The sequence below is a fragment of the Nonomuraea endophytica genome, from assembly GCF_014203235.1.
In the GTDB taxonomy this organism is placed as follows: domain Bacteria; phylum Actinomycetota; class Actinomycetes; order Streptosporangiales; family Streptosporangiaceae; genus Nonomuraea; species Nonomuraea endophytica.
Genome location: NZ_JACHIN010000001.1, coordinates 1,632,605 through 1,645,449, shown reverse-complemented (window position 1 = coordinate 1,645,449; position 12,845 = coordinate 1,632,605). Strand labels below are relative to the sequence as shown.

The 12,845-nt window shown below is 70.6% G+C and carries 16 protein-coding genes; 6 read left to right on the top strand and 10 right to left on the bottom strand.

Annotation, left to right across the window (positions count from 1 at the left end):
• Positions 1–236: 236 nt before the first annotated feature.
• The 3 genes from HNR40_RS08035 to HNR40_RS08025 all read left to right on the top strand — a co-directional run bounded on the left by HNR40_RS08035 (position 237) and on the right by HNR40_RS08025 (position 3,207).
• Positions 237–818 carry a TetR/AcrR family transcriptional regulator gene (locus HNR40_RS08035; RefSeq protein WP_184959297.1) on the top strand — a complete coding sequence of 194 codons (582 nt, stop codon included), beginning with the start codon at positions 237–239 and terminating at the stop codon, positions 816–818.
• Between the two features lie 26 nt (positions 819–844).
• A complete protein-coding gene (locus HNR40_RS08030) occupies positions 845–1,879 on the top strand; it encodes an alpha/beta hydrolase (RefSeq protein ID WP_184959296.1) in 1,035 nt (344 codons plus the stop codon).
• Positions 1,880–2,634: 755 nt separating this feature from the next.
• Positions 2,635–3,207 (top strand): HNH endonuclease family protein, encoded by a 573-nt coding sequence (locus tag HNR40_RS08025; RefSeq protein WP_246508379.1) that lies wholly within the window; start codon positions 2,635–2,637, stop codon positions 3,205–3,207.
• 3 nt (positions 3,208–3,210) lie between these two features.
• Here HNR40_RS08025 and HNR40_RS08020 read toward each other — a convergent pair whose 3' ends face one another.
• On the bottom strand, positions 3,211–3,687 hold the full coding sequence (locus HNR40_RS08020) for a hypothetical protein (protein WP_221339961.1): 477 nt from the start codon (positions 3,685–3,687) through the stop codon (positions 3,211–3,213).
• Positions 3,688–3,710: 23 nt separating this feature from the next.
• Between HNR40_RS08020 and HNR40_RS08015 the strand changes: the two genes are divergently transcribed.
• Positions 3,711–4,070 (top strand): hypothetical protein, encoded by a 360-nt coding sequence (locus tag HNR40_RS08015; protein ID WP_184959294.1) that lies wholly within the window; start codon positions 3,711–3,713, stop codon positions 4,068–4,070.
• A 90-nt stretch (positions 4,071–4,160) separates the two neighbouring features.
• Here HNR40_RS08015 and HNR40_RS08010 read toward each other — a convergent pair whose 3' ends face one another.
• On the bottom strand, positions 4,161–5,228 hold the full coding sequence (locus HNR40_RS08010) for a DUF4097 family beta strand repeat-containing protein (protein WP_184959293.1): 1,068 nt from the start codon (positions 5,226–5,228) through the stop codon (positions 4,161–4,163).
• Between the two features lie 77 nt (positions 5,229–5,305).
• Here HNR40_RS08010 and HNR40_RS08005 point away from each other — a divergent pair, with 77 nt between their 5' ends.
• Positions 5,306–6,028 carry a TetR/AcrR family transcriptional regulator gene (locus HNR40_RS08005; RefSeq protein WP_184959292.1) on the top strand — a complete coding sequence of 241 codons (723 nt, stop codon included), beginning with the start codon at positions 5,306–5,308 and terminating at the stop codon, positions 6,026–6,028.
• Positions 6,029–6,077: 49 nt separating this feature from the next.
• Positions 6,078–6,575: a DUF1707 SHOCT-like domain-containing protein gene (locus tag HNR40_RS08000; RefSeq protein WP_184959291.1), complete on the top strand. Its 498-nt coding sequence runs from the start codon at positions 6,078–6,080 to the stop codon at positions 6,573–6,575.
• A gap of 6 nt (positions 6,576–6,581) precedes the next feature.
• Here the strand turns inward: HNR40_RS08000 and HNR40_RS07995 are convergent, their stop codons facing one another.
• The 8 genes from HNR40_RS07995 to HNR40_RS07960 form a co-directional block, all read right to left on the bottom strand.
• Positions 6,582–6,839 carry a hypothetical protein gene (locus tag HNR40_RS07995; protein ID WP_184959290.1) on the bottom strand — a complete coding sequence of 86 codons (258 nt, stop codon included), beginning with the start codon at positions 6,837–6,839 and terminating at the stop codon, positions 6,582–6,584.
• 2 nt (positions 6,840–6,841) lie between these two features.
• Entirely contained in the window at positions 6,842–7,255 is a 414-nt protein-coding gene (locus HNR40_RS07990; RefSeq protein WP_184959289.1) for a CBS domain-containing protein, read from the bottom strand.
• Between the two features lie 52 nt (positions 7,256–7,307).
• Positions 7,308–7,982 (bottom strand): DUF6766 family protein, encoded by a 675-nt coding sequence (locus tag HNR40_RS07985; protein ID WP_184959288.1) that lies wholly within the window; start codon positions 7,980–7,982, stop codon positions 7,308–7,310.
• 84 nt (positions 7,983–8,066) lie between these two features.
• Complete coding sequence (locus HNR40_RS07980) at positions 8,067–8,447, bottom strand: hypothetical protein (RefSeq protein WP_184959287.1); 381 nt, start codon at positions 8,445–8,447, stop codon at positions 8,067–8,069.
• A 28-nt stretch (positions 8,448–8,475) separates the two neighbouring features.
• Positions 8,476–9,468, bottom strand: coding sequence for an SDR family oxidoreductase (locus tag HNR40_RS07975; protein WP_184959286.1), 993 nt, complete (start codon positions 9,466–9,468; stop codon positions 8,476–8,478).
• A gap of 66 nt (positions 9,469–9,534) precedes the next feature.
• The gene (locus tag HNR40_RS07970; protein ID WP_184959285.1) at positions 9,535–9,909 is read right to left on the bottom strand and encodes a PRC-barrel domain-containing protein; all 375 of its coding nucleotides are present in this window, start codon (positions 9,907–9,909) and stop codon (positions 9,535–9,537) included.
• 56 nt (positions 9,910–9,965) lie between these two features.
• The gene (locus HNR40_RS07965; protein ID WP_312896229.1) at positions 9,966–11,810 is read right to left on the bottom strand and encodes a polysaccharide lyase 8 family protein; all 1,845 of its coding nucleotides are present in this window, start codon (positions 11,808–11,810) and stop codon (positions 9,966–9,968) included.
• Between the two features lie 3 nt (positions 11,811–11,813).
• Entirely contained in the window at positions 11,814–12,839 is a 1,026-nt protein-coding gene (locus HNR40_RS07960) for a sensor histidine kinase (protein WP_184959284.1), read from the bottom strand.
• Positions 12,840–12,845 lie beyond the last annotated feature (6 nt).

Genomic DNA, 12,845 nt, shown 5'->3' with positions numbered 1-12,845 from the left:
CGCCCCTTGGGACCAAGGGTCACCTTCACGGCGTCAGCGAGCTGGTTCATGCCGCGCTCGAGACCGCGCCGGGCGTCCTCGTCAAACGCGATCATTTTTGACGTCATTCCGCACTCCTGACCTGTCTGGGGGGACGGCGCCCGCGACTGCGCCGCCCCGGCTCGCTGGCACTCTACATAGAAATTGCGTGACGCGCACATGGTGCGCGTCGCGCAATCTCGCGGTATCGTATCGCCATGACCGACGAGACCGCAGACCTACGGACACGCAACAGCCAGGCCACCAGGGAGGCGATCGGCCATGCGGCGCTGCGCCTGGCCATCGAGCAGGGGCCCAACGGGCTGGCTCTGGTGCGGGTCCACGACATCGCCGCGGCCGCCGGGGTGTCGCCCCGCACGTACAACAACTATTTCTCCAGCAGAGGCGAGGCGATCTGCGCCTTCCAGGCCGACCAGTCCAAACGCGCGGGCAAGGCCCTGCGCGCCCGCCCGGCCGGCGAGTCGCTGACCGAGGCCATCACCGCCGCCGTGATCGAGCTCTACACCGACCCCGAGCCCGACCGGGCCGGGCTGAGCATGATCATGCTGACGCCCGAGCTGGAAGGTGAGGCGCTCAAGGCGTTCACCATGGCCGAGGGCCCGCTCGCCGACGCGATCGCGGAGCGCACCGACGGCGACGGCGACCTTTTTCCCGCCGTTACGGCTGCCGCCGTCGCGGGCGCGGTTCGCGTCGCGGGGCGGCGATGGCTGGAGCCAGGCACCAGCGAACCCTTCGCCGCCATCCTCCGCCGCGCGCTGTCCCACGTCCTGCCCGACTAGACCCCTGCTCACGCAAGGAGTGCTCCGTGCTTCCCTGGTCCGCCGACCTCGCCGGCCGCATCGACCGCCATGTCATCGACAGCCACGTCCTGCGCGGCAACCCGCTGGGCGATCCGCACGAGCGGCCTCTGTGGGTGTACGTCCCGCCCGGCTACGACGACGAACCCACCAGGCGCTACCCCACGGTCTACGTCATCCAGGGCTACACCGGCCATCTCGCCATGTGGGACAACCGGACCCCGTTCCGCCGGCCGTTCCCCGAACTGGCCGACGAGGTGTTCGCCGCCGGTCAGACACCCCCGGCGATCGTCGTCTACGTCGACGCGTGGACGGCCTACGGCGGCAGCCAGTTCCTCGACTCCCCCGGGACCGGCCGCTACCACACCTACCTGTGCGAGGAGGTCGTGTCATGGGTGGACGACCACTACCGCACGCTGCCCCACCGGGACATGCGGGCGATCACCGGCAAATCGAGCGGCGGCTATGGTGCCATGGTCACCGCGATGATGCGGCCCGACCGGTTCGGGCTGTTCGCCACACATGCGGGTGACGCGCTGTTCGAGACCTGCTATCTGCCGGAGTTTCCGCAGGCGGCTCGGACGCTGCGTGACCTCTATGACGGGTCATACGAGGCGTTCCTGGCCGACTTCCGCGGGCGGGTCGCCATGACCAGGCCGGGCGACGGCGTCCTCATGGAGATCTACGGCTATGCGGCCGCCTACTCGGCCGACCAGGACGGGACGGTCCGGACACCGTTCGACAGCAATGGGGCGTTGGTTCCGGAGGTCTGGGAGCGGTGGCTGGCTGTGGATCCTGTTCGCATGGCCAGGCAGGAGCAGTATGCCGGGGCGCTCAAGAGCATGCGGGGTGTCTGGATCGACGCGGGCACCAGGGACGAGTGGTACCTGGACCTGGGCGCGACCGCCTTTCATCAGGCGGTTCTTGACGCTGGGCTGCCGAGTGAGCGGACACGGTTCGAGCTGTTCGACGCTACGCATATGGCGATCGAGTACCGGTATCCGCTGGCGTTGGCCTGGTTGTGTGAGCGCTTCGCGGCCTGATCGCCCTTCTTCTCGATCGCGCTCGCCTGCCGGTCGCATATTCTCGGTTGTGCTCACGTGTCGGTCGCGCCCACGTGTCGGTCGCGCTCACGTGTCAGCCGTGCCCGCCCCGCGGGTCAGTCGCGCTGACCTGTCGGTCGGGCTCGCGCGTCAACCGTCCTTGCCCGCCGGTCGTCCTCGCGCCTGTCGGTCGAGCTCACTCCTTGGTCGCGCTCGCGTGTCGGTCGGGCTTGCCAGCGCGGGCGACTTCAGGCCACGGGCATGAGCTAGGGGGTACGGCGTAGCCGTCCGGGGACCCGCGACCGCGCAGGCGTCCGGTGGCGACAGCGCAGCCGTCCGGTGGGCCCGCGGTGTCGACGACCAGCGGAAGGCCAGGGTTTGGGTGGTGGCTGGGGCGTTGTGGGGTGGGATGTACCGGAGTCGGCTGACTGGGGTGCGGCGGAGGAGGAGTGCTGTTGAGGCGAGGGCAGTTGAGGCGGGGCTGTGGGGCGAGGATCTGAGGCGGGGCTGTGCGGCGGGAGCTCTGGGGCGATCTGGGGCGGGGCTGTGGGGCGAGGATCTGAGGCGAGGCTGTGCGGCGGGGCTGTGGGGCGGGGTTGCGGGGGTGGGTGGCTGCTGGGATGTCGGGGATCTCGGGTGCGCGAGGGCGGCTGAGCGCCTACGGTGTCGTGGGTATGGGGGAAAGCATGATCTTAAGTCGAGTGGTCCGCGTCGCCGTACTCACTGCTCTGGCTGTTCCGGTTACGGCGGTTGCCATGAGCCCGCAGGCGGCGGCTGAACGGCGCGAACAGTCACAGGCCGGGTCTCTTCAGATGCTTGGGCAGCTGAAGGTTGCCAAGGCGTTGTCCGGTCGGGGCTACAGTCATCGGCGGTTCCAGCCTCGGTGGGCTCATCATCGAGGGACCTGTGATGCGCGCGAAGTTGTGCTGGCGCGTGATGGGCGGGGTGTGCGGAGGAACAAGTACTGCCATCCGGTCAAGGGGACCTGGTACAGCCCTTATGACGGGAAGGTTCTGAAGAGCGAGAAGCTGGTGGATGTCGACCATGTGGTGCCGCTGGCGTACGCGTGGCGGTCAGGGGCCAAGCGGTGGAGTCAGGCCAAGCGGCGGGCGTTCGCCAATGACCTCACGCGGCCCGAGCTCAAGGTCGTCAGCCACTCGATCAACATCGCCAAGGGCGGCAAGGGGCCGCAGAGCTGGCGTCCGCCGCGCCGGGGCTACTGGTGCCGGTACGCCACCTCCTGGATCTCGGTGAAACATCATTACCGCCTCTTCGTCACCAAGCGGGAGAAGAAGGCGCTGATCAACATGCTCCGAACCTGCCGCTGACGATCATTGGGGGCCCACGTGCGTACGGAAGCGTTCGTGGGCCGCCTGCTTCGTGATGCCCATGGCCTCGCCGACGTCGGCCCAGGAGGCACCGGCCGCCTTCGCCCCGGCCACGGCCTGGTCCAGCAACGTCCGCTGCCAGCTCTCCACCTGTGCCAGCAGGGTGAGGGCGGCCAGGGGGCGATCGGCGGCGAGGTTGACGATCTGCTCGCACAGCAGGTTCGACTTGACGACCAGCCAGCTGGGTGGGGCTGCGGCCAGGAGGGGGGCGACATGCGTGTACCAGCGGCCCTCCGCCTCCTTGGCGCCTTCCGGGGTGGGCGGGAACCGGCGGCGGTCGGCCCATCCGCAGGAGCAGGCGGCTTGGTAGCCGATGAAGGCTCGGGTGAAGGCGCTGGAGGAACGGGCCAACTCGCCGTCGGGGAGGACGGGTGCGGCGAACCCCTCGTGGTCGGGGATGTCGGAAAGCTTCATCGTCATGGCCGTCAAGATACCCTGACGCCTTGCTTGCCGCGTGGTCGTCAGGAAATCTTGACTGTTCCGATTCCAGGAACAAGATCCACTTCGACGGGGGTGGTTACGCGCTGCTCGCGCCCGTGGGCACCGCGCCTGTTGGCACTGCGGTCGTTGGCACCGTGCCCGTTGGCACCGTGCCCGTTGGCACCGTGCCCGTTGGCACCGTGCCCGTTGGCACCGTGCCCGTTGGCGCAGCGGTCGTCGGCACTGCGGTCGTCGGCACTGCGGTCGTTGGCACCGCAGTCGTTGGCACTGCGGTCGTGGTGGTGGTCCTGGGCGTGCTCAACCTGGCCAGCAGGCGCGCGGGCCGGATCCTCACCCTGATCGCGCAGCCCTCTTCGTCGTGATGGACGTCCTCGTCATCCTCAGCCAGCCGTCGACGGTGGAGTACCTGCAGAACATCCTGGGCGAAGGCGCGAACGCGAACGTGTAGGCGGTCATGGACGCGACCTCGGGTGCCTAACCGGCCTGGGGTTCGGCCTGACCGAGGGCCGCATGTCCTTCACCCCGATGGCTGCGCCGGCCGTGGTCGTGCTGCTCTTCCTGTCGTCGGCCCGCAGGTGGGCCACGCGCCGGACCACCACGTTGCCGTGCGTGGTCGAGGCATGGATCTCGATGGTCGGCTCGGGCGTCGCCTCGGACGTCCCCTCGGGCGTCGCCTCGGACGTCAGCTTGGGCGTCCCCTCGGGCGTCGCCTCGGACGTCAGCTTGGGCGTCCCCTCGGGCGTCGCCTCGGACGTCAGTTTGGGCGTCGGCCTGGGCGTCGGCTCGATGGTTGGCTTGGGCGTCGGCTTGGGCAGTGGCGGTTCCGCCTCCAGTAGGTCGTGCACGGTGCCGTATGTGGAGCGGAGGTGCAGCACGGCGGCGCTGCCCTCGCTGACGCCCACGTCGACCGTCCCCGAACCGGTCGTGAGCGTGACGAGGCCGCGGATCACCTCGTCGATCCTGATGTCGCCGTGCGCGGTGGTGACCTCGATGTCGGCGTGGGCCCGCTCGACCACGATCCGCCCATTGGCGGCGCGGACCCGCAGGCTACCGGTGACCTCGCCGAGAAACAGGTCACCGCTGGGCATTTTGATCACGGCCGGTCCCTCGACGGCGGCGACACACACGTGGCCCGAGCCCGCCTTCAGGTGGAGCCCGGCGGTCTGGTCGAGCTGGATCTCACCGTGCGTGGTGCGGATCCTGGTCTCGCCGAGCCGGCCGTGGCTGTGTACTCCACCGGCGGACAGGTCGACCTCCAGGCCGGAGCCCTCGGGCAGCAGGACCTCGACCTCGACCGCCCCGGTCCGGTGCCGCCACAGGCGCGGCGTGTACACCTTCAGGCGGCCGGCAGAGTACTCCACCTCGGTCAGCCCGGCCGCGGTGGCGTCGTCGTCGTTGGCCGGGTCGAGCGGGTTCACCCTGACCCGGGTGTCGCCGCGGCGCTCGGCCACGATCCGGACATCTCCCGCCGCGAGGTCGAGCGCGGCCTGGACGGGTTCAGGGGTCTCAAAGGTTTTCACGCCGTGCACCCTATGCGAACAGTGTACGCGTTGGCAATCACACCGTGCACTACAATGGCCGCGACCAGGGAGAGAGCATGCAAGAACAGAGCCCGTCGGTGTGGACGCGCCCACGGAAGAAGCCCCCCGCGCTGACCCGCGAGCTGATCGTCGCCACCGCCATGCGCGTCCTGGACGCCGAGGGACTGGAGGCGCTGAGCATGCGGCGCCTCGGCGCGGAGCTGGGCACCGCGGCCACCGCCTTCTACCGCCACGTGGCCAGCAAGGACGAGCTGATCGAGCTGGTCGTCGACCAGATCTACGCCGAGATCGAGATCGTCGAGAGCGACGACCCGGCCGACTGGCGCGCCCCCACGCTCGCCTGCGCCCACAGCCTGCGCGCCGCGATCCTGCGCCACCCCTGGTCAGCGCAGCTCTTCGGCGCGGCCGGCCTGTCGTACCTCGGCCCGAACACCATGGAGAAGACCGATCGCATGATCGGCGTCCTGGAGACCGCCGGCTTCCCGCTGGAGGCGGCCAACCGGGCGCTGAGCACCGTCGCGTCCTACGTCACCGGCGTCACCATTGCCGAGGCGGCGGCGCTGTCGCTGATGGCTCGCAACGGCCTGAACCAGGAGGAGTGGGTGGAGCTCATGTGGCCCGTGGCCGAGCGGGCCGCCCAGGCGTACCCGCGCCTGCGCCGTCTTTACGCGGCCCAGCACACCGCCGGTGTCAGTGTCGACGCCACGCGCGAGGACCAGTTCTCCTTCGGCCTGCGCCACATCCTGAACAGTCTGGAGTCCGAGCGCACTACCGCATGACGCATGGCACCATTATGGTGTCTATATGACACCATGAAGGGAGGTCGTCATGCCCCTGTCCGAGGCCGAGCGCGACCAGGCCGTCCAGAGGCTCCAGCACGCCTACGCGGAGGGCCATCTCGACTCAGCCGAGATGGAAGTGCGGCTGGAGCAGGCACTCACCGCCCGCTCCCCCGGCACGCTGGCCACGGCGCTGGCCGAACTGCCCGACGAGCGGGTCGAGCTGGTCTCCACGGGGGGCCGCATCCGCCGCTCGGGCGCGTGGCGCGTGCCCCGCTCACTGCGGGTCATCGGCGAGTACGGCGGCGCCAACCTCGACCTGTCCGCCGCCGACATCCGGCATTCGGCCATCGAGATCGACTTCCAGCTGGCCTACGGCTCGGTCCTTCTCATCCTGCCGAAGCGGGCCAGCGTCGACTACGACCGGGTACGCCTCACCTGGGGCACCGCCACCCATCGCCCACCCCGAAACCCGAGCCCAAGCACGCTGCACGTCCAGGTGAGCGGTGAGCTCGGCTACGGCCGCCTCAAGATCCGCCACCGCTGACGCGCGTCACCCGGCTTCTCCGGAGCCCCGGGCGCGCTGCCCGCGTACGGCCAGGACCATGTCCACGATCGTGGCCACGATCACCACCCCGGCTCCGACGGCGAGCAGCGGGATGTCCAGCAGCAGGCCGGCCACGCCGAGCACGACGGCGAAGATCAGGATGAACGAACCCACCCTGATGTGCACCACGTCACGTGGGGTGGCACTGGCCATCGGCTTGCCCTCGGGCGAACGTTCGGGCGGACGGAAGTCATCGTTGTTCATGGTCAACTCGCAATCGCGCTCATCAGATCCCCCACCGGGGCGTCCGGCAGGGCTCGGGCGACATCGGCCAGGGCGACGATGCCGACCAGGCGGTGGCCGTCGAGCACGGGCAGCCGCCTGACCCTGTACGCGGCCATCGTGCGCAGGATCTCGTTGGCGTCGTCGTCGGCCCCGACCGCGACCGGCGTGCCCCGGGCGAGCTCCCCCGTACGACAGGAGTCGGGGTCTTTACCGATCGCCAGGACCTTCACCACGATGTCCCGGTCGGTCAGCATCCCCCGCAGCCGCTCGTCCGATCCGCAGATCGGCAGGGAGCCGACGTCGAGGCTGGCCATCTTCTCCGCGGCCTCGGACACGCTGGCGTCGGCGGCGATGCACTCCGTGTCGGGCGTCATGATCTCGCGTGCGGTCGGCATGCCCCTCCTCAACAGATCGGACAGATCAGCAAGAACTCCACCTACCCCCGCGCTAGCTCTCCACACCGGTCGCCGCATGCCCGGCGCCGACGGGCTTGGACTCGGGCGAGCCACGTTGGCGCAGGTAGACGGCCAGCACGATCATCGACAGCACGGCCAGGAACTCCGACTGCCAGTTCTGGAGAGTGCGGTTCCAGAAGTCCGCGGACAGCACGTAGCCGCTCCAGCCGACCGGGTCCTGCAACTGGGAAAGCCGCTGGTTGTTGTACGCCGCGGTCCCGGCCACCGACTGCGCGAACCAGGAGGCGGCGAAGACCAGCCCCATCACCCAGCCGAGCGAGTTGGAGTACAGGCTGCGGCGCACCCCTCCGGCCTTGGCCCAGGCGGGACTGTCCGGCCGGGCGAAGGGCCCGATCCGCTGCTCCCGGTCACTCTGGCCGCCCTCCTCCCCCGGCGGCTTCGACTCCGGCGAACCGCGCTGCACCAGCCAGACCGTGACCATGATGAACATCAGGAACTGCAGGTACTCCGACTGCCAGTTCTCCGCCACGTCCACGGCGAAGTCGCTGCTCGTGACGTAGTCCGCCCAGGTGACCGGCAGCCCGCCCTCGGTCAGCTGCCTGGCGTTGTAGTCGGCGGTCCCGGCGAACGACTGCCCCACCAGCGCGGCGGCGAAGGCCAGCAGGAAGAACAGGCTCAGCGCGTTGTCCCTGACGAAGCCCCTCATCGGTCAAGCACCCCCAGCGCGATCATGTAGGCCAGGCCCACGACGATGATGGCGAGCGTCGTGACGAACATGATCCGCATGCGCTCACCCCTCGATCTCGCACCGGTACGGCAGGCCGGGCCGAGGCTCGCACCCGGCCGCCCTGACCCGCCACCCGTCGGCGAACCGGTGCAGGAAGACGGTGTCGGCGGCCAGCCGTACCTGGGCCTCGTCGCCGTAGACCCGCGGACCGCCCAGCGGCGCGCCCCCACGCAGGTCCAGGTCCAGAACAACCTCGGGACAGGTGTCGCCGCCCTTCTCCAGGCCCTCCTCGGCGCGCGGCGAGAGCAGGGCGCAGGCCCGCGCGCCGTCACCGGAGGCGAGGGCGGCGTAGAAGCCGTCCGCGGCCTGCGCCACCTCGCCGTCCCGCTGCGAGGAACAGGCCGTGATCACCAGTGCCACCAGCAGCAACAGCAATCTGCTCATGACAGACGGCTACCCACGGTCGCGCTGTTTAACGGAGCGCCCGCCAGCCCAGGTAGGCGGCGGCAGCGGCGCCCAGCGCGACCGCGCCGCGGTGGCGGGAGAGCCAGACCTGCAGGCTGCGGCGGTGGCTGCGGTCGTCGAAGCGGCCGTGCGCGCCGTAGGACCGCTCGTCGTCGGCGGGTTTCCACAGGTTGTGGACGCCGGTGGGCGGCTCTCCGGCGATCTGCTGCGCGTCGACCCCGGTGCGGGCCAGGTAGCGGTCCAGCGCTCCGGCGGCGAACTTCTGGGCCAGGATCGTGGCCGCCGTGGTGGCGCCGACCCAGTACTCGCGGCGGCGCGGATGCTCGGCGGCGTGGACCATGGCACGGGCGGCGACCTCGGGCTGGTAGATCGGCGGCACCGGCCGCGGGTGGCGGCCCAGCCTGGCCAGCGCCCAGTCGAACTGCGGCGTGTTGAGCGCGGGCAGCTGCACCATCGTGATCTGGATGTCGCTCTTCTCGTGCAGCAGTTCGGTGCGGACGGACTCGGTGAAGCCCTTGATGGCGTGTTTGGCACCGCAGTAGGCGGACTGCAGGGGGATGCCCCGGTAGGTGAGCGCCGATCCGGCCTGGACGATGACGCCGTGGCCGCGGGGGCGCATGAGGTCGAGTGCCACGCGGGTGCCCCAGACGTAGCCGAGGTAGGTGACGCGGGTGGCGCGCTCGTACTCCTCGGGCTGGATGTCCCAGAACTTGGCGAACACCGAGGAGAAGGCGACGTTCATCCACACCTCGATCGGGCCGAGGTCGGCCTCGATACGTTCGGCGGCCTGCCGTACCTGGTGATGGTCGGCGACGTCGGCCTCGTAGACGAGGCCCTCGCCGCCCGCGACGCCGACCTCCACCGACGCCTCGGCCAGGCCGACCGTGCCGCGCGCGATCAGCGCGACGGTGGCGCCGCGCACGCCCAGTTCGCGCACCACGGCGCGGCCGACGCCGCCGCTGGCGCCGGTGACCACGACCACCTTTCCTCGCAGATCCATGGAAACCTCCTCAGAGACAGGGGGAAGGGCAGGCCGCGCGCGCGGCCTGCCCTTGAGTTGTTCGCTTTACAGAGGGCCGGGACCGTACGGGGGAAACTTCCCGTAGTAGGTGCCTATCTGATCCCGGTAGACGGACTCCTTGTAGCTCGACGCGTCGAACTCGGGAGCGTCCTTGATCTCCTGCTTGGTGCGGGAGACGTGGACTCTCTTCTCCTGCGGATCCACCCTGGTGACGACGCTGGCCGGAAGCATGACCTTCTTGCCGAAGATCCACGGGCCGGTGTCGACGACGATGTAGCTCTCGCCGACCTCGTAACTCGCCTCGTCGACCGAACCGATCTTGCCGTCGGTCGCCTCGACGGTGTATCCGGCGAGATCCATGCTGCCGCCGGTTCCGTATACGTCCTGGTGGTAGGCCCACAGGTTCGGGTCAGGCTGCATGATTGCTCCTTTCCTCTGGTTGCGGGACGCACATCCGGCTACCCGGCGACAGACGGCTAAACGGGGAGCGTCACGGTCCGGGGCTCGGGGAGGGCCTCGAAGACGAGGACGTGCCGGTTCCAGACGACGGTCAGACCAGGCAGTTCACGGCGTGGGTCGGCGACCGTGAGCGTGGCGGTGCCGTCGCTTTTCTCTCTGACGAGGACCGCGCAGGGGGCCGAGGCGGTCAGCGGGCCGACGGTGCCCGGCTGCCAGAAGTTGGCCGCGGTCAGACCCAGCCCCGGCACGTGTACGGCCTGCTGCCGGTCCGTGTTGGCCAGGACGTGCAGCCAGGTCGATGCGGCGGCACGGGCCCGCGTCCCGGCTTCGGAGGCGCCGGGCAGCAGCGCGTAGGCGTAACCGGCGTCCGTGGGGTCGGTGCCGTGGTCCAGCCAGAGCGTCACGTACCGCTCGTCGCGCCCGATCTCCGGCTGTGCGCCGTCCCAAACGACGTATCCGGCGTGGCCCTCCAGGTGGAACCAGCCCGCCCGGCGGTCCACGGTCAGGGCGGCGCCGGTCCTGCGGTTGTCCACGACGGTCTCGACGGGCACGCCGTCCCGGCAGGCGATCCCGGCGCCCAGGCAGACCACGGCGTCGTCGAGGAAGAACCACGACTTGAACGCCTCCAGTGAGCTTTCCAGGCCGGACAGGTGGTGGCCGACGGTGGCGTACGTGCCGTCGGTGGCGCCGCCGACCCAGCGCCACGGGGTGAGGGTCTCGCCCCACGCGGTCCCGGCGCCGTCGGGCAGGCGGCGGGTGGAGACCGTGGTGCCGGGCAGCCGGTAGGGGTCGACGCTCTGCCAGAAGCCGTCCGCGTACTGGGCGGGGTGTTCCGGGGTCCACCAGTAGAGCATTCCGGCGCCGGTGTGCCAGCCGCGCAGGTTCTCGCCGTTGCCGTGCTCGTAGTGGCCGATCCGGTGCGAGCTCATGCTGAGCGCCGCGCACCAGCCGTGCGCCCGGTGGACGGCGCGGGCGCTCATCGGCATCAGCACGTGGCCGAGCGGCTCGGACCGCGCGGCCACCCGGTCGTCGTCGAGCAGTCCCCAGCCCTTGACCATGCCGCGCCAGCGCTCCCGCTCGGCGGCCCCGGCCGTCTCGCCGAGCAGCAGCACGGCCTCGGCGATCTCGCGGGCCCTGCGCCGGGCGCCGTCCGGGTGCCTGCCGACGCTCCTGCCCCGGACGAGGTCCATGCACAGGCCCTGGTGGATGAAGGGGGCGAAGGAGCGCTCGACGCTGTCGTGGACGACCTGCCGGTCGGCGACCTCCCAGGGCGTGCCGCGCAGCACGGCGAAGAGCCTGGCCAGCCCGGACAGCAGCACCGCGCCGTAGCCGCCCTGGTAGGGGACCCAGGAGTGCTGGATGAAGGAGCCGTCGCGGTAGAAACCATCGCCTTCGGTGACATAGCGCAGGACCGGCGCGAGCCCGGCGACCGCTCTGGCCGCCCGTTCGCGGTCGGAGCGATCGGAGCGATCGGAGCGATCGGAGCGGTCGCCGCCGAGGACGGCGCGCAGCAGCAGCACCGTGCACAGGTCCACGCGGTTGGCGCCGGTGCTGGTGCCGTCGTAGTCGTCGAGCACGCTCTCCGGGACGAAGTGGTCGACCGCCTCCAGCAGCAGCGTCCCCCGATAGCCGGTACGCATCGCGCTGTCGAGAAGCCGTTTGGGCACGCCGATCTGCCAGCGCCACCAGTTGCCCTCGGGGTCGGTGCCGGGGGCGTAGGCCCGCCGGATAAATCCGTCGATGTCGTGGACCACCGGGCCCGTGGCCAGCTCCCGCCACTGCCGCCTGACCACCTCGAATGGGTCATCCCCTGGGAGCAGCGCGGCGGCGCCCAGCAGGAGCATCGCGCGTCTGGACAGCACCGGCTACTCCGGGAAGGTCGCGGTCACGACCCAGCGCTCGCCGTCCCGGCCGTATGCGAGGGCGCCGCCGTACTCCTGGAGATCGGCGGCCAGGCTGCGCAGGCCGTAACCGCCGCCGCTCCCGGCCCGCCGCGCCCGCACGGGGGTGCTGACGATCGTCAGCACCCGCCCCTCGACGAGGTACTCCACCCGCGCGCCCGGCCCGCCGTGCCGCAGCGCGTTGGTCGCCGCCTCGCCGGCCAGCCGGTGGTAGACGTCCGCGAGCGGCGGCGGAAGATCCATCGACGGTACGGCCGGCACGTCCAGCCCCGCCGCCCGCAACCGGCAGAGATGGGCGGAAAGCTCCGCCCCCGCGGCGTCCCGCCGGTCGAGATCGGCGATGGCGTCGCGGACCTCGGCCAGCGCCAGGCGCCCCGCCGACAGCACACGATCCACCCGCTCACGTTCGGGCGGCGCGAAGGCGGCCGTGTGCCGCAGCGCCTCGGTCTGGACGAGCATCACCGTGACGGTCCCGGCCAGCGTGTCGTGCAGCCGTCTGGCCAGCCGTTCGCGCTCGGCCGACTCCGCGCGCAGCCGCGCGTGCTCGGCGGCGGTGGCGGCCAGCGCGGCGCGTTCACGGGCGTGCTGACCGCGCTCGACCCCGGTCACCCACACGACCGTGAAGGACACGAGGCTGATCAGCCCGCCCTCGACCATCCCGCGCAGGGTGGCGTCCGAGATCGACAGCGCCAATGCGGCCGCCGCGCACAGCCAGATCCGCACGCTCCTGCTGCCGCTCCCGGCGGCGGCGTGCAGCGCGAGCATGGCGGGAAGGTAGCCCACCACCCGCCACATCCCGAGCCGCAGGTGCACGAGCGTGGCCAGCGCCACCACGACCAGCACCAGCGCGGGGTACCTGCGCCGCCAGGCCAGCGGCACGATCTGCGCCAGCCCGAGCGGCGCCGAGACGGCCGCGCCGCTGATCACGAAGAGCCCGGCCAGGAGTGCGGCGAGCGAAAGTTCCAGCCAGAGCCGGGCATCTCGTAGCATCGGCCG